This is a genomic window from Candidatus Enterovibrio altilux (assembly GCF_002381345.1).
Lineage (GTDB): Bacteria > Pseudomonadota > Gammaproteobacteria > Enterobacterales > Vibrionaceae > Enterovibrio > Enterovibrio altilux.
On sequence record NZ_CP020660.1, the window covers coordinates 58713 to 77756 of the forward strand.

Sequence of the window (19044 nt, forward strand, 5' to 3'; positions counted from 1 at the left end):
AGCGTCTAATAGTGAATCATGTTTGAGATTTATTATCAAAACTTGCATTAAGGAATATAGCCTGATAATAATCACCATAAAAATTACATATTTTATACGAAGAATAACTTCTTGAATACATGACCTCCTGTGCTATCTGTAATCGATGAATTACTACGCGTCTAAGATAGCTTTTTGCTTGTGTGTAAAAAGTGTGTATCTTGTAAATTTTTTATTAGACTAGTGGAAGACTTGACTTTGATGAAAGTGGAACAAAGAAGGGGAGGTATTTACTATGGTATATGGTCGTAACAAAGTAAATGCAGTTGAATTGCTTGCCGTAATTACATTACTTAACCAATTTGAACATCATGCATTTATCAAGGATTGGGCAAACCAATATGGCTTAGTTTTTCAGTCAGAGGATAATGAAATTACGGTAAGGTTGCCTTTTGCCGCTAGTGCATTGATATCTGAGTTGGATGCTTGGATTAAGGACCGCATTAAGCTGAATATCTCTTTGCTTAGGTTCAAAGTGATTCAAGACATTGCGGCGTTGAAAGCGGGAAATAAAACTCTGCTTCAGGGAGTAAAAAATATAATCATCGTTAGCTCTGCGAAAGGAGGAGTAGGTAAGTCGACGACCGCAGTTAATTTAGCGCTTGCTCTTCATGCTCAGGGTGCAAAAATTGGTCTTTTGGATGCAGATATTTATGGGCCTTCATTGCCGTTGATGTTAGGAACAAAAGGAAAACAACCAATATCGTTAGACGGGAAAAGCATGGAACCTGTTGAAGCTTATGGCCTTTATAGCAATTCTATTGGTTATCTTGTGTCTGATGAAAATGCAATGGTATGGCGTGGGCCGATGGCATCAAAAGTCTTTGCGCAATTAGTTAATGAAACACATTGGCCGGATGTAGACTATTTAATTGTTGATATGCCTCCAGGTACTGGGGATATTCAACTGAGTTTGGCACAGCAATTTCCAGTAACTGCAGCGGTTGTAGTGACGACCCCACAGGATTTAGCTCTCACCGATGCTATTAAAGGTGTTATTATGTTTGAAAAAGTCGCGGTACCTGTGCTCGGGATAGTAGAAAACATGAGCTATCATATTTGTAGTCAATGTCGTCATCATGAAGCTATTTTTGGTGAAGGTGGCGCACAGAAAATGTCGTTGAAATATAGCTTACCACTGCTTGGACAAGTCCCCTTGCATATTGATATTCGCGAAGATATGGATGCGGGAAGACCAACCGTTGTGAGCAAACCAGATAGTGAACATACAGCTATTTATCAGCAAATAGCGTTAAATGTGGCGAGCAGACTTTATTGGAGTAGCGAGGTTGCGCCTGCACAAATATCTGTTGTCAATTAATAAATTTAAATATTATTCATTATTAGACAATCACTTGAGCCTTAGACATACTTAGTCTTGTCAGTTTATTGAATGATTTTATTATGGCGTAGGTTTCACTAATCTGGGTTGCATGATTCTCTAGGCTCAATGTCCCTTCCAGTAATTTTTTAATTCGAACCATTGCTATTTCTGCTAGGGAACGTTTATGGTAACCGGCTTTATGTCTTAAGTAAAATAACTAAGTTTTCAATTAACACTTTAGATAGTTGGGCTCACTAACATTCTGGATTGATGATGAAGCTATTCAACTATGGAATCAAACAAAACGGGGTAACTACGGGAGACTTCGTTTATTTAGTAACTTAACCATTACGACGGCTTCGTGATGAAATGCGTATTTGCAATACCACTGAGGGGTCTACAAGGATTAATTGATTCTGTTTTTAAATTTGTTCAACTGCCGTTGCTATGCCTTCACTATTCATGTTATGCATGAGCAAATGAACCAAAACGATTAACGTCACGTTCAAGATGGAGAATAAAGTAAACATCCAGCACTGAACTATTAATTCTAAGGGCTCAAAGTCTATAGTGAAGAAAAATAAAAGTAAAAAGCATGGCTAATGGCAAATAATAAATCTGGCACAAGTTACACTTAGCGATAGATATAAATACGCATGAAATTATTGTTGCTGAGTGAAGTGCACCAAATTTGCCTACCTGTGAAGTGCTACCTAACTTCCTCAAACAGACCCACTGAAAAATTAATGAAATATTAGCCGACTGGTGCTTATGACACAAATAATGCTACGAAACCATTCATATTAAGCGAGAGACTTTATAGCATACTTTGTTTCCTATTTAATACTCTAATTTAGGAAAGAAATTCCATTTTTTTCCATATCTTTGGTTATTTTATTAAAATATTGTGATATGCATTACGCAGAGCTTGACTGCCTGAATCATTTCACTAAAGTGTGACTTGTAGTAAAAATATATGACATCAATTACCAATGAGTAACACGATCACAGATGTAAATATTACTCATAGTTATGCAATTTGAATGCAAGAGGAATGTTTCGCATGGCAAGTGGTACAGTTAAATGGTTTAATAATACTAAAGGGTTTGGTTTCATCTGTCCTGATGAGGGTGATAGTGATATTTTCGTTCACTATTCAACGATTAAAATGGATGGTTATCGAACATTGAAGGCCGGTCAAACCGTTAATTATGAAGTCTTTGCAGGTCCAAAAGGTTATCACGTTAGTCAGATTGTGCCAATAGAGGACGCAACTTCAAAAATTGAAGAGTAGACTAGAGTCTACTCCTTTCGTGTGTACTTGATTAGCCTGTATACGCAGGCTGCAGGCTGGAGTATCTAAAACTTATCATATATTCATAGCTCTACAGTGTATACACTATCTATAAAAAATTACAATAAAATATGCTTAAATGGTTTCTTTAATGTTAATTATTTACAATAAACATTGTTTTTTGCTACGCATGACTTCTGATTTTGTTTCCTAATTTACTATCTAAACTTGAATTAGTAGACAAGGCCATTTGGAAGATAAAAAATACCTCGTCGCTGCGAGGTATTTAACTACACACAATTTAGTGTAATTAAAATTAGCATATTACATTGCTAAATTTTTAACAACATACTCCCAGTTAACCAATGCCCAAAATGCTTTTATGTAGTTTGGACGTAGGTTTCGGAAATCAATGTAGTAAGCGTGTTCCCAGAGGTCAATGGCTAGAAGTGGTGTCACACCATCTTCAGTCAGAGGTGTACCCGCATTTGATGTGTTAACTATATTCAGGGAGCCATCAGCTTTTTGAACCAACCAAGTCCATGAAGAGCCAAAGTTATTGATGGCTGAATCAGTAAATTTAGCTTGGAACTTTTCGAAAGAACCAAATGACTTAGAAATTGTATTTGCAAGCTCACCAGTTGGCTCACCACCGCCATTTGGGCTAAGACAGTTCCAGTAAAGCGTGTGGTTCCACATTTGTGCTGCATTATTGAAAACAACACCAGTTGATGTCTTGACAATCTCTTCCAAAGATCGATTCTCAAGCTCTGTACCTTCAACTATGCTATTAAGTTTAACAACGTAAGCGTGGTGATGTTTACCGTAGTGATATTCTATAGTCTCTTGAGACATATGTGGCTCAAGTGCATTTTTTTCGTAAGGGAGGACTGGTAGTTGAAATGCCATTACTTGATTCTCCATGATGGTGGGGTTTCCCCCTAACATTATTGCTTCCTGTAGATTTTCTATACACTACATGAGTCGACGTTTCTACTTATAGACTGACTGCAAAGAAGTTTAACAAGTTTTTACTGTATGAAAAGAATAATTTAAAAATTTATAAATATGCCTTTATAGTTTTTAGATGTTTTTTTATACTCTTTTTCCAGTTAAAATTGATATTATCGTCACACTTGATGTTCGAGGAAGTAATGAAAACTATTGATAAAATTAAACAACAAATTGAAAAAAATACGATTTTACTTTATATGAAAGGTTCACCTAAGCAACCGAGTTGTGGCTTTTCTTCTCAATCCAGTCAAACACTAATAGCATGTGGTGAAAAATTTGCTTACGTAGATATTTTGCAAAATCCCGATATTCGCGCTGAATTACCAGTATATGCGGAGTGGCCAACTTTTCCACAGCTTTGGATTGAAGGAGAGTTGATTGGTGGTTGTGATATCATTTTGGAAATGTTCCAAAAAGGCGAGCTCCAGTCAATCGTCAAAAATGCTGCAGCACGTCGTGACAATGAAAAAATAATTAAGTGAATTTTGAATTATATTTCCTAAATCAGAGAACCAAACTATTAAGTAATAGTAGCTTATTAATGTTTTGAATTGATGAAAAAGGCATTTAGCTATGGAATCAAACTAAACAACAACATCAAAAAATATTAGTTTAGTGAGTGATGTAGCCATTACGATAACTCTCATGGACTTTGTTTCTTCATGCAAGTTTAAATAACACATCACAACACTAGGAACGGTTAGACAATCGCTTTTGTGTAGCTATACTGAATCTGGTCAGCTTATTTAACATTATTTATTATTGCGAGGTTTCTCTAATCTGAGCATTGTGATCCCTCAAACTCAATATCTCTCCGAATAATTGTTTTGATGTAAAATATTGCCGTCTTTGATAAGGAACGTTTGTGGTAACTATACCCCCCACTGTTCAGGCTGAGGTGAACCGTATAATTACTGGTAATTGATCACTAAATTACACAGATTATTTCGTTTTTAAAAAGTTGTTCTTTTTCTTGATGAGATGAGTGAAACCGCTCGTTTAATACGAGCGGTTTCATAGCATTGCTTGGTATCGTAGGCACTCTCGCCTAATATTTTATGAATTTTCCGGCGGGTCTGTTTGAATAAGTTAGGTAGCACTTTATCGTCAGTTACATTTGATGAGCTTAACTCAGCAGTAATGATTGCATGCGTATTTATATTTACCACTTCATGCAACTTGCGCCAGACTCACCATTTACTGTTAGTGCCATGCTTTCTTACTTTCCATTCTCTTTCACCGTAGACTTTGAGTCCTGTAAAATCCATAGCTAAATGTTAGATGGTTCCTGTATTCTTTGTTTTGAACATGACGTTAATTATTTTGGCTCGCTTGCTGACGCATGAATAATAAGGGTATGACAATGACAGCTTAACTAATTAAAAATAGAATTTATGAATCCTTTCAGACCTCTCAATGGCATTGAAAATACGCGTTTATCCATGAAGGATGTAGTCATGGCTAAGTCGTTAAATAAAGGAGGTCTGCCATCATTACCCGACTTAGTTTAGTTCTATAGCTGAATGGCTTCCTAATTAATTCAGGCTGTTAGTGAGCCGCCATTGGTTAAAGCTTGATATATTGCCTCCAGTTAGCTGTTTAGAACATTAATTGATAATTGAGCACTCTCATTTAGGAAACAAAAAGCTAAGGAATCATAACGTTCAGATGAGCGGAACTTACGGGATGGCAAAAACGTTAGATAGGCTGAGAGGGTTAGATATACTTAATACGAAAATGATCTTTTGTAATTTGTCATGTTGGGATTTGCTGTTTGCACTGGAATTAGGGAACAAAGTTGTTTCAATAATAATTTACTACCGCTCCGAACGACGGAGTGGGTGTACTATTTTTAAATTGAAGAAATTTTCACTAATTACTGGTATAAAATAGTAAAAAAATCTGTTTTTTTAAAAATATTGGAGTTAAGGTGTGCTTGAAGGATGCGGTAGCAGCACATGGAAAGAGTTAACTTTTAAAGCCTTATTGCTCCTGATTTCTTCTTTACTGCATTTTAAAAAAAGAATAATTTTTTGCGGTAGTTGACAATGTAGAGTTAAAAGATAATACCGTTGCAACCATTATTGTGTTGGATAATGACAGTGCGATTACTTTGAGCATACTAGCTATTTAGAGTGTAGATTGATAATTGAGTTTCCTGATTTAGGTAATACAATATATAAATATGCTTTATCTAATTGAAACGCAAGAAAACTTGCAGTTATACGAATACTCATTCTATTTATGCATCGCTGAGAGTGATGGCAGCGCATAGGAACACTGATGACCACTAACATTCAACAACAATTGCAGAAACTGAAAGCTCAACTGAACTATCATGGCCATCTTTACTATGTAGAAAATAAATCTGAGCTTCCTGATGCTGAGTATGATCAATTGATGCAGCAGTTGCGGGCAATAGAAGCAGATCATCCTGAAAATATTTCTGCTGATTCGCCAAGCCAGCGTGTTGGTGGCCGATCATTAAATGCGTTTATGCAAGTGCACCACGAAATTCCGATGCTGTCTCTTGATAATGCGTTTGATGACACAGACCTACTGGCGTTCGAAAAACGGATCAAAGAGAGATTGAATCGTGCAGACGATTTTACATTTAGTTGTGAACCGAAACTGGATGGACTAGCGGTTAGTTTAATGTATGAAAAAGGTGTGCTTGTTCGAGCAGCAACACGTGGTGATGGTACCACAGGAGAAAATATTACTAACAATGCGCGCACGATTAAAAATGTACCCTTACAGTTACAAGGCACTGATTGGCCAGTACAGTTAGAAGTACGTGGTGAAGTACTTATGTTAAAAGAGGGCTTCAATAAGCTGAACGAAAAAAATTTAAAAAAAGGTAAAAAAATTTTTGTTAACTCACGAAATGCGGCAGCAGGCAGCATTCGTCAACTAGACCCTAAAATAACGGCTACGCGCCCACTACGCTTTTATGCCTACTCTCTTGGTCTTATATCAGAAGTAGTTGACGATTCACATTTTGGCCGTTTAAAGCAGTTACATCAATGGGGAATACCACTGAGCTCTGAAGTAAAAAAAGTGAAGGGATTGAGTAATGTAATTGCTTACTACCAAAACATGATAGCGCTCCGTAATACACTTCCATACGAAATTGATGGTGTTGTCATTAAAGTTGATGCTATTGCTACTCAAAAACAACTAGGTTTTATTGCAAGAGCTCCACGTTGGGCTATTGCCTATAAATTCCCTGCACAAGAAAAAATCACAATTGTATTGGACGTGGAGTTCCAAGTTGGTAGAACAGGTGCTATTACACCTGTCGCAAAGTTGGCCCCAATTGTTATTGGTGGTGTTACCATTTCCAACGCAACGCTGCACAATGCCGATAAAATAGTGCGTTTAGACATTAAAATTGGTGATACGGTGATTATTCGTCGTGCTGGAGATGTGATTCCTCAAATTGTATGTGTTGTAAAAAGTCGTCGGCCTGATTATGCCAAAAAAATTGTGTTTCCTACGGAATGTCCTGTTTGTCATTCGCATGTTAAACGTATTGAAGGTGAAGCTGTGACACGTTGTTCTGGAAGACTCATTTGTTTGGCGCAACGCAAAGAAACTATTAAACATTTTTTTTCGCGTAAAGCCTTAAACGTAAATGGTCTTGGTGATAAAATTATTAAGCAGTTGATTGATAAAGAATTAGTTAAAGAGCCAGCAGACCTTTTCAAGCTGTCAGCAGAGCAAATTGCGATGCTTAAGCGTATGGGACCTAGATCTGCACAAAAGATCATGCTTTCTATCAAGAAAGCAAAAAAAACCACACTCGCTCGCTTTATTTATTCACTGGGTATCCGAGAGGTGGGTGAAACAATGGCAGCGACCCTTGCGCATTCTTTCGTTACTTTAAAAGTGCTTCGTACTGCTTCAGAAAAACAATTGGTTAGCGTGCATAATGTAGGTGCCGTTATCGCAAAACATGTGACATCTTTCTTTGGCGAAGAAAAAAATAAAAACGCCATTAATGCATTGCTTGAAGTTGGTATTCATTGGCATGAAATTAAACTTCGTGATAAAAGCAAATCATTATTGCTTGATGGTAAGGTTGTAGTTCTTACAGGTTCTTTGTCACAAATGACTCGTAGTGATGCAAAAGCAGCATTACAAGCCTTTGGCGCGAAAATCACTGGTAGCGTGTCTACAAAAACTGATTTACTTATCGCAGGTGAGGCTGCGGGGTCGAAATTAGCTAAAGCACAAACATTAGGCATCGAAATTTTAAATGAAAATGAGATGATTAAACTATTTTTAAATTAAGTCATACATTTTTAAATGAAATCGATAGTATTGGTTTCATGCTGATTGTTGCGAAGATTGAATGGTTCCAAAAGGGCTTCATAAGAGATTTAAATGTTGGCGAAGCTCATTTTTTATGTCTAAGTTTTGAAAAAAGTATAGGTTACTGCCGAGTTTTGCCAAGACCACGATATTAATACGTTTCCAAAACATATTTCTTTAAAGTGAGTCTAAAAAGCGATTAAATAAACTGGCTACATTGAGGTGCATAAACGACGTTATCATGCTGAGTAACTAGTTTAGGAATTGGGCTACTGCGTACTATTAAAAGTATCTGTCATAAGTTCATCATGTTGAAATTTACTATTCAAACTCACATGAGGAAACAAAACCTACTTGTATTACAGTTAGCGTCCTGCTTTCTAGATGTCTCAATGTCAGTCTAGCGCCTTAAAACATAACTTTAAAAGGAAGAAATTTATGAGTACAGTGGTTTACGGAATTAAGAATTGTAACACCATAAAAAAAGTCCTTATATGGCTAGAAGCTAAAAATCAACCCTTTTCATTTCACGATTATCGTAAAAATGGCATTAATCAAAATATGCTTAAAAAATTTATAAAAGAGCTTGGCTGGGAAAGACTTGTTAATAAACAAGGCACTATTTTTCGCGCATTGTCCAAAGAACAAAAAAATAATTTAAATGAATTTAATGCTATTGCGTTAATGTTAATTCAACCGACCATTATAAAACGCCCTGTACTGGAACATGAAGGCCACTATTATCTTGGCTTTAAACTGGATGAGTATGCTGTCATTTTTGGTGAATAACGCCATCAAAAATAGTAGAATTTAATTCGTAGTATTTAAATAAATTACGAGGATGCACATCCCCCCATGACAGACAGTGCTGTATTATCTTTAGCTAAAAATTTAATCAAGCGTCCATCCGTAACCCCTATAGATGGAGGATGCCAAGAACTCATGATCCAACGACTTGAAAAAATACATTTTACTGTCGAACGGATGGTATTTGAAGATACTACTAATCTATGGGCCCGCCGAGGTACTAAAGCCCCATTATTCGCTTTTGCCGGTCATACTGATGTTGTTCCATCTGGCCCTGTCGAGCAATGGCACACACCTCCGTTTGAACCAACAATCATTGAAGGATATCTGTATGGCCGTGGTGCAGCAGATATGAAAGGTTCTTTGGCGGCCATGGTGGTTGCTACTGAACGTTTTGTGGCAGAGAACCCAATTTACACTGGCTCATTGGCGTTTCTTATCACGTCTGATGAAGAAGGTTCGTTTATAAATGGCACTACTCGAGTGGTTGATACCTTGGTAAAACGCAATGAAATTATTGATATGTGTATCGTGGGCGAACCTTCAAGCACAAATGTCGTAGGAGATGTAATAAAGAATGGCCGACGCGGTTCAATCACGGGCGACCTCATCGTCAAAGGAATTCAAGGCCACGTTGCTTACCCACAACTGGCACGCAACCCTATCCATCAAGTACTTCCTGCATTGGCTGAACTTGCGAGTATGCTATGGGATAATGGAAATGAGTACTTTCCACCAACCAGCTTTCAAATTTCAAATTTAGCAGCAGGAACAGGCGTGAGTAATGTTATTCCCGGCAATTTTCAGGTGCAATTTAATTTACGTTTCAGTACAGAGTTAACCGCTGATAACATTAAATCACGTATTTATGCTGTGCTTAATAAACATAATCTGGAATATGATTTAGCTTGGACATTCAGTGGTTATCCCTTTTTAACAGATACAGGTACATTGCTTGATGCAGTTGTTACCGCCGTTGATGAAGTGAACAATCAAAAACCTCAATTGTTGACAACAGGTGGCACTTCTGATGGGCGTTTTATCGCGCGGATGGGTACTCAAGTCATTGAACTCGGACCAGTAAATACAACCATCCACAAAGTCAATGAGTGCGTCAGCATAGCTAATTTAGAAAAGCTATCTAACATGTATCAAAAAGTATTGAAAAAAATATTAGTACAATAAGTTAGACTACTGTTGATTTAAAAAGTCAAATTTAGGATTATTATTAATTAGGCTTTGTTTCTTAATTTGAATTGAGATAGCAAATCCTCACATGATTAACGATTAAACCATTACTTTCGTGTTAGGCATGCCTAGTCTTGCCAGTTTGTTTAATGCTTTTATCATAGCGTAGGTTTCATTAATCTGCATTGTATGATTCCTGAGACTTAATGTCCCTCTCAGTCGTTTTTTGACTAAAACCATTGCTGTCTTTGCCATGGAACGTTTATGGAAATCGGCTTTATTTTCTAAATAATGGAGCTAAATTTTTAAGCAATATTCTAAATAGTTAGGTTCGCTTAAATATTCAGATCTATGATAATCTTCACTACAAAACAACGAACTGGAAGCAGCATAATCAAACTGTAATCAATTGTGACTCACTAACATTCTGGGTTCATGAAGAAGCTAATCAGCCATGAAATCAAACGAAGCAGGATAATAATGGGAGACCTCATTTATTTAATACTTAGTCATTGATTCTATGAAGCTCAAAATCTGCGGTGAAGCAAAATGGAAAGTAAAAAAAAGATGGTACTGATGGGAAACGGCGAGTCTGACAAAAGCGGCATTTAACAGTAGATATAAATACGCTTGAAATCATTGCTACTGAGTGAAGTGTATCAAATGTGACTGATGATGAAGTGCTACTTACTTACTCATACAACCCCGCCGCAAAATTAATGAAATATCAGCCGATGGTGCTTATGACACCAGACAATGTGTGAAACCGTTCATATTAAACGAACGATTTCACTCATCCCACCAAGGCAAAAAATAATTTTTTGAAAACGAAATTATCCGCGTAATTTAAAGGTTAGTTACCAGAAGTTATACGGTTCAAATCAGCATTGAAAAACGAAATATGATTATACTACACGCTCCTTACCAGAGACGGCAAAGTTTCGAATTAAAAAAATTTCTGTAAGGATATTGAGCTTAAAGAATTACAATGCTTAGATTAGTTAATTCTACGTCATAATGAAAATGTTAAATAAGCTGATATAGCTAGTAAGTATGTTTAAAACGCAAACAAGAGTTTAATAGTGAATCATGTTGAGATTGGCGATCTGAACTCTAAGTAAGAAATAAGACCACTTAAAGCATAAATTAATAAGTTAGTTCTCTGATTGAGAGAGCACAGTCCAATAAAAGCATACACGAAGATTAATCACGATTTTTAAAGAGCTAAAAATCAATAGTGGTATCTTATTTTCACCTACAACGTTATATAGATATAGTACATAATATTTTAGTTTGCACGTAAATATCATGCATTCACTATGATGTGGCCATGCAGCGATTTCTTTTTTAAAAGCTTGCTCTAGTTGCAGAACATACTTTAAGACTCAGCGATTCAATGTGGCATAATTCATGCCTAGCTTACGCGCTGGAAACATATATTCGAGATCATAAACTCTTAATTGGTAAGCAATATATAGTTAAAACTAACAAGAATAAACGATAAAGAAGCCTATATTTTTTAAACCATGATCAACTTATTGTATTATGATTAGCTGAGGGCTAAGTTTTTATTTTGAATTTATATAATGTAAAATTAAAGTGTTAACTTGTGCTTACCGTAAGATATCTTAGCTTGCAAATATTGTCTATTATCGTTTTTTAAATGTGCTTTAGTGCCAATTACATCACTTAGTTCAATTCCATATTCTTGAATTTCTTTTATTTTTTTTGGATTATTTGTGATAAGTTGAATTACTGTTACTCCAAGCGCTTTCAACATGTCTGCCGCATCTTCAAAGCTACGCAAGTCATCTGGAAAACCCAAATAATTATTCGCCTGATATGTATCCATACCCGAGCTTTGAAGCCCATAAGCATCAAGCTTATTATACAAGCCAATACCTCTTCCCTCTTGACGTAGATAAAGCAAGATACCACCTTGCTCACCCATCTTTTGAATCGTTTCTTCTAACTGTTCGCCACAATCACAACGAGAAGAGTGGAAAACATCCCCAGTAAGGCATTCGGAGTGAATGCGAACCAATGGTGTATCTTGAAACTGATCAACATTTTTAAAGATGATAGCGACGTGCTCATTCTCCGTGTTTAGACCTTCAAACGACAGAATTTCTGCGGGGGTTTGACTGCCTACACCCACATTCAAAGCAATCCTTGCTCTTATTTTTGCCATCGACTGTAATTCTCTTTTCATTCGGTTTTCACCGATATACACATTCTAGATCTCACAAGCCATGTACTTAGAACCATAAAATTATTACATTATAATATTTATTACAACATGATGGATAATCGTACCAGAACTCTAAACATACCGCCAATCAATCAACATCCACGTGATAATAATGTTCGAAAGCTATACTTTATAAAACTATCAATGCAAGCATTTCAAGGCGATAGAAGGATGCCAAGCAACCATGGCAAAAAATTCAACTTTAACCACTAAGTTCACATCTATAATGGCTCCTTCGCCAATGCATACACCAGCTACATGACACTGTTGTCACCTATTACAGGCTTTGTTTCCTAATGCAAGTTCAAATAGCAAATCCTCACATGATTAACTATTGAACAATCGCTTTTATGTTAGGTATATCTGGTCTTGTTAGCTTATTTAACGCTTTTATCATCGCGTCAGTTGCACTAGTCTGAGTTGTGTGATTCCCTAGGCTCACTGTTCCTCCCAGTAGTTTTTTGACTCGAACCATTGCTGTCTCTGTTAGGAAACGTTTATGATAACTGACCTTATTCCCTAAATAAGGGAACTAATTTCAACCAACACTCTAAATAATTAAGATCGCTGAAATATTCAAGTTATGAATAGTTTCCGTTACAAAATAACTAACTGGGAGTAGTATAATCAAGCTTTAATCAACTGTGGTTCACTCACATTCTAGGTTAATGAAGAAGATATTTAGCTATGGAATCAAACTAAGCAGAGTAATCATGGGAGACCTCGTTTATTTAGCGACTTAGCCACTATGACGGCTCTCATGGTTAAATGCGTATTTTGTAATGCCATGGGGCAGTTTGCGAGGATTCCTCATTCTGCTTTCAAACTTGCTCAACTGCCATTGTCATGCTCCTACTATTCATGCATTAACAAGCGAACCAAAACGGTTGATGCCACGTTCAAGACGAAGAATAAAGGAAGCACCCAGCTATTGATGCTACGGGACTAAAAGTCCACGGTGAAGGAGAATGGAAAGTAAAAAAGCATGGTACTGATAGAAAACGGCGAGTCTGGCGCAAGTACAGTAGATACAAATATGCATGGAGTCGTTGCAGCTGAGTTAAGTGTATCAAATGTGACTGACGGTGAAGTGTTACCTAAATTATTTAAACAGCCACGCTGCAAAATCAATGAAGTATAAGTCAATGGTACTTACGGCACCAGCCAATGTTATGAAACCATTCGTATTAAACGAACGGTTTCACTCATACCATCAAGATTCGAGATGAATTACTAGAAGTTATACGATTCCAAGCAACATTGGAAAAGAGGTATGGTTACCATACACGTTCCTTATCAGAGACGGCAATATTTCGAGTTTAAAAACTATTAAAAAGAACATTGAGCTTAAGAGATCATAATGCTCAGATTTGTGAAATTTACGCTATGATAAAAACGTTCAATAAGTTGACCTGGTTAGGTATGCCTAAAATAAAAGTGATTGTTTAATCGTTAATCATGTTAAAATTTTTATTTGAACTCAAATTAAGAAATAACACTGGTTTTTCCAGTAAATTAATCGAGAGTGATCCCTTTACTCATCAGGTCCATATCTTTCTCTATCAAGAAAATATTATTGAGTTTACTACAAACGATGTTGGTATCCGTAATTCAGCTCGAACTTGAGTGTTAAACATTATTATTAATGAGGTTTGTTTGTAGTTTTAAACATTTTAACAACACTGTGCAACTAAGCATCCTTTTAATATGCAGGAAATGGGATTCATCTACAAAGTGAATAAGTACCTCGTCTAAAAGCGATACTTCATATATGCGAGGATGAACGTATTGCTGTAATTTGAAGGCTCTACTCAAAATTAACAGCAGCTACAATTAGTATTCAGAAAAAGCTTATACATTACGCAAGGAGCAAACCAATGAGTATATGACTGATTTTTATAAATCATAAAGTATAAAACCCTATGGTCTATATACTTTAACGTTGTTAAAACCATTTTCTTGCATATACATTGCTTGTAAACGACTCATAATACCATGATCACAGTAAAGTAAATATGTTTTATTTTGATCTAAATTACTAAATTTTGTTGCTAATTTAAAAAATGGAATATGCGCTACTTCCACACCATCGATTTTTAATGTGCTATTGTCTTTTTCAGGACTACGAATATCCAAAATCACCGCATTAACTGGGATGTCTTTGATTAGCTCGACTTCTGGTGCTTTCTCAGTGCTTAGCTTTGCAATGTCACGAATATCGATAATACGCGCATTGTAAATAGCTTTGTTTAACACATCAAAGTTAAACTTAGCTTCTTCTATGTTTAACTTCGCTTTTTCAGCTTTGATGGTTGGCTTACGAGAAATTACGCCACAATATTCAGGCATGGTTTTAGCAAAATCTTCCGTACCTATATTACGCGCTAAATTAATGATATCTTCTTTGTCCCAATTGATCAGGGGACGAAGAATTAGTGTATCTGACACGTTGTCAATCATACGCAAGTTAGTGAGTGTTTGGCTTGAAACCTGTCCTAGTGCTTCGCCTGTGACTAATGCTTGAATATCGTACCTTTTTGCAACTTGAGATGCTGCACGAATAAACATGCGTTTAAGTACGACACCTATTTGACCATCCTCGACGTTTTCTAGAAGCTCAACTACAACAGGTTTAAAATCAATAGATACGAACTTTACTTTGGCAGAAGAACCAAATTTTTTCCAAAGGTAGTAAGCCGTTTGTTGAACACCTATTTCATGAATCGCACCACCAAGATTGAAAAAACAATAATGTACCTTACTACCACGTTTAATGTGCAGGTAGCTTGAAACACCTGAATCAAAACCACCAGAAATTAAGCTCAATACATCTTCTTGAGTTCCTAATGGAAAACCACCCAAGCCTTTAAAACGTTCTCTAATAACGTTCACATTTTCTTTATCAACTTCCAAGCGAACCGTTATGTCAGGATTTTTCAATTGTACTCGTGCAGATTTGACATATTGGTTTAAGTGATCACCTACGTAGCGCTCTACATCAATAGACGTAAATTCGTGATTACCACGGCGCTTAGCTCGGACGCAGAATGATTTGCCTTCAAGCTGATCACACACCGTCGCAGACACAATTTCATAGATATTGTGTAAATTTGTAAACGGTGTCTGTTCAACTTCTAGCACATGATGAATACCAGGAGTTTGGGTAAGCACTTCCAGTGCAATTTTGCGCTCAAAATCGTTTTTTAGGATAATTTCGATGTGATCACGCCGGTTGAATACAGCCATAGAATCTGATTTTTTTTTAAGAATATTTCGGATGTTATTGTTTAAAATTTTCGTGAAGCGCTTCCGTACAGATTCACTTTTAACCATTACTTCTGGGTGAATTTTTACAATAAATTTCATAATAGGTTTCGCTAAAACTACGATAAAGGCGTGAATTATACATTAAGCATAACGTATTCGATATGACCCAACACGAACGAAACAGTAGTTTTACCACTAACGCTAATTTTTTTGAATAGGCTGAACAGGCGCGCCTGCAGACAATGCATCTGACTCTTTAGCTTTACCTTGCATTACTGAAATCTCCACTCGACGGTTAAGGGCTTTATTTTCTACAGAATCATTCGACACGCGAGGCATTGAACCAGCTAGACCCTCTACACGCATTCGCATAGGATCAAATCCAGTCACCTGTTCCATTTCTTGTGCAACTGACACCGCACGTTGGGCGGATAAATCCCAATTAGATCGGTACAACTCTGAATCAAGTGGCGAATTATCCGTATGACCGGAAACCCTAATTTCACCGGGAACATCTTTAACTAAATTAGCGATTTGACGAACTAAAGGACGGAATTTAGGTTGAAGGAAAGCAGAGCCTGCAGGGTATGCACCTTGCTCTCGAATGCGAATAATGAGTTGCTGACCTAAGTTTTCAACCTCAATTATACCTTCTTCTATTTCTCGTTCAAGAGCTTGTACTACTAATGGTGTTATGTTTGACATCGGTTCTACGTTTTTCGTATGTTCCTGCAATGAGACTTCATTTGTAGTTGAGCCGCCCTCTAATTTTGTAAATTTACGTTTTGATCCACCTGCACGATTCGATTCTCCGTCTTGAAAATTCAATGAACGCTGTGTTATGTTAATAGTATGTTGCATAATCACTTCAATCGGAGTAGGTTCAGGTCGTCCTGGGCGAAACTCTTGTGCAATAACGCTTGTACCTTTTGGAATATGTTTTACTTCTAATACATTTTGCACACCAAACGCAAACTTCATGGAGCCAGCAATTTGCCTGAACTTAAGTACATCCATTTCTGAAAAAGAGAGTAGGAGTACGAAAAAGCACATTAATAGTGACATTAAGTCTGCGAACGTACTCATCCAAGCAGGAAGGCCAGGAGGGGGACATTGGCATTCTTCTTTCACCTCAGGTCCCTTATGCATTTACATCAATGACACGTTTTTTTTCATTGAGGTAGTTTTTTAGGTAACCATCGATAACACGTGGATTTTGACCATCCTGAATGGAAAGAAGGCCATCCATAATGAGATGCCGATTCAATTTTTCTTGGTCTTTACGCATGCGAAGTTTGTCTGCGATCGGAATGGCCACTATATTAGCAAGCATGGCACCATAGAGAGTTGTTAAAAGTGCAACTGCCATTGCAGGACCGATTGCTTTTGGATCATCCATGTTTGAAAGCATTGCAACCAGACCAACTAGTGTACCTATCATTCCCATTGCGGGAGCAACATCAGCAATAGCACTGTAAAACTGCGCACCGTTATCATGTCGTTCATCGGTCATTGTGATGTCTTTTTGAAGAGTTATTTTTATAACTTCGGCGTCATGACCATCCACTAGCATATCTACGCCTTTTTTCATGAAAGAGTTGGTCACTTCCATCTCTTCTAATGCTAAAAAACCACCTTTACGTGCTGCATCAGCCATTTCAACTACTGTCGCAATCAAATCTTCAGGATCATCAGTCTTAAACATGAAGGCCTTGCTTGCAATTTTAAATGCACCAAAAAATTGCACCATAGTGTATTTCATCATTACAACAGACATACTACCACCAAATACGATCAGCGCAGACGGCACATCCGCGAACATACTAAGGGTTCCACCCAACATCATCGCCATAATAATGAAAGCAAATGCGCCCAAAATCCCCACTAATGTCGCAAGATCCACAGCTAGATTCCCTTTATATGTAGCCAGATTAACCCGCGAATTATCTAACTATCTTAATAACTACTATGTTTAGCGGCAGTAACGATAATAATTTTAACGGTTCAATGAAATTTATAAAAAATTAAATATACATAATTCCATTTAAGGGTTTGACCCTCATCAGGTGCTGGGTTAACTTTTCCATAATTATTTCTAATGTAGAATGATCATGGCAGTTAAAAAGTTAGAAAATATAACCTTTGAGGAAACACTCAAAGAGTTGGATAGTATTATTAATGCCCTTGAAAATGGGGAACTCTCTCTAAACTCAGCACTAAAACAATTTGAACGAGGTATATCACTAGCTCGGCAAGGGCAGAAGACCTTAACAGATGCTGAACAACGCATCGCAATTCTTTTGGCTAAAAATGATAATGCGCCGTTAGAACAGTTCGAAGATACTTGCGATGAATAGCTCTACACTGCAAATTGCTCTTCGTCAATATAAACAACGTAGCATTGTGCAACTTGAGCACTGGATGGATTCGCTCGGTCATAAAGATCAGCCTTTAATTCAAGCCATGAAACATGGCTCTTTACTTGGGGGAAAGCGCATACGGCCTTATCTCACTTATGTAACAGGCCAACTTTTAGGCTTATCTGATGAAGCACTAGATACACCAGCTGCAGCTGTCGAATGCATGCATGCTTATGCGCTTATTCACGATGATTTGCCAGCAATGGATGACGACAACTTACGTCGAGGGCAACCGACTTGTCACGTTGCATTCGATGAGGCGAATGCGGTGCTTGCAGGTGATGCACTTCAAACCCTAGCCTTCACCATTCTTGCTGAAGGTGAGCTTTGTGACCAAGGTAATGCGTATCGTATTCACATGATAAGGGAACTTGCATTTGCATCTGGTGCAGCAGGTATGTGCTTAGGACAAGCACTTGATCTTGCGGCAAAAGGCAAACACATAGACCTTCAAGCACTAGAAACCATTCATCGACACAAAACTGGTGCACTAATAAGATGCGCAGTTAGACTGGGTGCTTATGCCGCGGGGGGGAAAGGAGTTAGATGTCTACAGCAGTTCGATAAATTTTCTGAAGCAATAGGTCTCGCTTTTCAGGTGCAAGATGATATTATCGATATTACAAGCGATACAAAAACACTTGGAAAACCACAAGGTTCCGATATTGAGGCGAATAAAAGTACCTATCCCGCATTGTTCGGTATTGAAGGAGCAAAAGAGAAAGCAGAGCTTCTCTATAAAGAATCAATACACGCGCTTGATGCAATTCCCTATAATACACAACAATTGGAACTATTCGCCAAGTATATCATCGAGCGTAATAACTAAAAAAATAAGTCGTGCCAAGCGAATATATACTCATAATCATTGAAGGTGCTGGATTTATTAATTATTTAGGCTCATGCTATCAACTGTATAAATTTTTTAATCAATAGTAAAAAATACAAACTAAAAATCCAACATGATATGATGTGTAATGGTCAAGCACGGGACCGTATAAAAGTGGTATTTTTCAGATTCTAAGGTTGGAAGAAGCCATTATTTCTAAGGTTCTACCTAGCCATAAAAAAATTAGTTTTATGTTTCCTCAAAGACTACGAAGAATTTGAAAAACTGAAATTT

Annotated in this window: 15 protein-coding genes and 4 pseudogenes; 10 read left to right on the plus strand and 9 right to left on the minus strand. The window is 37.1% G+C overall.

Annotation, left to right across the window (positions count from 1 at the left end):
* The first annotated feature begins 274 nt into the window (after window positions 1–274).
* The gene (gene apbC, locus BTN50_RS00265; protein ID WP_096618603.1) at window positions 275–1360 is read left to right on the plus strand and encodes an iron-sulfur cluster carrier protein ApbC; all 1086 of its coding nucleotides are present in this window, start codon (window positions 275–277) and stop codon (window positions 1358–1360) included.
* Window positions 1361–1382: 22 nt separating this feature from the next.
* Here apbC and BTN50_RS09805 read toward each other — a convergent pair whose 3' ends face one another.
* Window positions 1383–1523: a hypothetical protein gene (locus tag BTN50_RS09805; RefSeq protein WP_161492863.1), complete on the minus strand. Its 141-nt coding sequence runs from the start codon at window positions 1521–1523 to the stop codon at window positions 1383–1385.
* A gap of 204 nt (window positions 1524–1727) precedes the next feature.
* Here BTN50_RS09805 and BTN50_RS11855 point away from each other — a divergent pair, with 204 nt between their 5' ends.
* A complete protein-coding gene (locus BTN50_RS11855; protein WP_096618605.1) occupies window positions 1728–1838 on the plus strand; it encodes a transposase in 111 nt (36 codons plus the stop codon).
* 588 nt (window positions 1839–2426) lie between these two features.
* A complete protein-coding gene (cspD, locus tag BTN50_RS00280; protein ID WP_096618606.1) occupies window positions 2427–2657 on the plus strand; it encodes a cold shock domain-containing protein CspD in 231 nt (76 codons plus the stop codon).
* A 324-nt stretch (window positions 2658–2981) separates the two neighbouring features.
* Here cspD and BTN50_RS00285 read toward each other — a convergent pair whose 3' ends face one another.
* Complete coding sequence (locus BTN50_RS00285; RefSeq protein ID WP_096619498.1) at window positions 2982–3566, minus strand: Fe-Mn family superoxide dismutase; 585 nt, start codon at window positions 3564–3566, stop codon at window positions 2982–2984.
* Window positions 3567–3811: 245 nt separating this feature from the next.
* Here BTN50_RS00285 and grxD point away from each other — a divergent pair, with 245 nt between their 5' ends.
* On the plus strand, window positions 3812–4153 hold the full coding sequence (gene grxD, locus BTN50_RS00290; RefSeq protein WP_096618607.1) for a Grx4 family monothiol glutaredoxin: 342 nt from the start codon (window positions 3812–3814) through the stop codon (window positions 4151–4153).
* Window positions 4154–4439: 286 nt separating this feature from the next.
* Here the strand turns inward: grxD and BTN50_RS00295 are convergent.
* A pseudogene (locus BTN50_RS00295) lies at window positions 4440–5175 on the minus strand (IS5 family transposase); the annotation flags it as partial.
* Window positions 5176–5954: 779 nt separating this feature from the next.
* On the opposite strand from BTN50_RS00295, the gene ligA reads away from it, so the two are divergent.
* The 3 genes from ligA (at window position 5955) to dapE (ending at window position 9980) form a co-directional block, all read left to right on the plus strand.
* Window positions 5955–7967 (plus strand): NAD-dependent DNA ligase LigA, encoded by a 2013-nt coding sequence (gene ligA, locus BTN50_RS00300; RefSeq protein WP_096618608.1) that lies wholly within the window; start codon window positions 5955–5957, stop codon window positions 7965–7967.
* Between the two features lie 459 nt (window positions 7968–8426).
* The gene (locus tag BTN50_RS00305) at window positions 8427–8777 is read left to right on the plus strand and encodes an ArsC family reductase (RefSeq protein ID WP_096618609.1); all 351 of its coding nucleotides are present in this window, start codon (window positions 8427–8429) and stop codon (window positions 8775–8777) included.
* A gap of 66 nt (window positions 8778–8843) precedes the next feature.
* A complete protein-coding gene (gene dapE, locus BTN50_RS00310) occupies window positions 8844–9980 on the plus strand; it encodes a succinyl-diaminopimelate desuccinylase (protein ID WP_096618610.1) in 1137 nt (378 codons plus the stop codon).
* Window positions 9981–10082: 102 nt separating this feature from the next.
* On the opposite strand, the pseudogene BTN50_RS09810 reads toward dapE, so the two are convergent.
* From BTN50_RS09810 to BTN50_RS09155, 3 genes and pseudogenes are all read right to left on the minus strand, one after another.
* Window positions 10083–10253, minus strand: a pseudogene (locus BTN50_RS09810) (IS5/IS1182 family transposase); the annotation flags it as partial.
* Window positions 10254–11577: 1324 nt separating this feature from the next.
* Window positions 11578–12174, minus strand: coding sequence for a GTP cyclohydrolase II (locus BTN50_RS00320; protein WP_096618611.1), 597 nt, complete (start codon window positions 12172–12174; stop codon window positions 11578–11580).
* 391 nt (window positions 12175–12565) lie between these two features.
* A pseudogene (locus BTN50_RS09155) lies at window positions 12566–12742 on the minus strand (IS5/IS1182 family transposase); the annotation flags it as partial.
* Window positions 12743–12871: 129 nt separating this feature from the next.
* Here BTN50_RS09155 and BTN50_RS00325 point away from each other — a divergent pair.
* Window positions 12872–13683: pseudogene (locus tag BTN50_RS00325) on the plus strand (IS5 family transposase).
* Between the two features lie 471 nt (window positions 13684–14154).
* Here the strand turns inward: BTN50_RS00325 and thiI are convergent.
* The 3 genes from thiI to pomA form a co-directional block, all read right to left on the minus strand.
* The gene (thiI, locus tag BTN50_RS00330; RefSeq protein WP_096618612.1) at window positions 14155–15600 is read right to left on the minus strand and encodes a tRNA uracil 4-sulfurtransferase ThiI; all 1446 of its coding nucleotides are present in this window, start codon (window positions 15598–15600) and stop codon (window positions 14155–14157) included.
* 102 nt (window positions 15601–15702) lie between these two features.
* A complete protein-coding gene (locus BTN50_RS00335) occupies window positions 15703–16587 on the minus strand; it encodes a flagellar motor protein MotB (RefSeq protein ID WP_235610999.1) in 885 nt (294 codons plus the stop codon).
* A 55-nt stretch (window positions 16588–16642) separates the two neighbouring features.
* Window positions 16643–17404 carry a flagellar motor protein PomA gene (gene pomA / locus BTN50_RS00340; protein ID WP_096618613.1) on the minus strand — a complete coding sequence of 254 codons (762 nt, stop codon included), beginning with the start codon at window positions 17402–17404 and terminating at the stop codon, window positions 16643–16645.
* Window positions 17405–17612: 208 nt separating this feature from the next.
* On the opposite strand from pomA, the gene xseB reads away from it, so the two are divergent.
* Together xseB and ispA are read left to right on the plus strand one after the other, a co-directional pair.
* Complete coding sequence (gene xseB / locus BTN50_RS00345; protein WP_096618614.1) at window positions 17613–17858, plus strand: exodeoxyribonuclease VII small subunit; 246 nt, start codon at window positions 17613–17615, stop codon at window positions 17856–17858.
* Window positions 17851–18750 (plus strand): (2E,6E)-farnesyl diphosphate synthase, encoded by a 900-nt coding sequence (ispA, locus tag BTN50_RS00350; protein WP_096618615.1) that lies wholly within the window; start codon window positions 17851–17853, stop codon window positions 18748–18750. The genes xseB and ispA overlap by 8 nt, the downstream gene beginning before the upstream one ends.
* The last annotated feature ends 294 nt before the right edge of the window (window positions 18751–19044 follow it).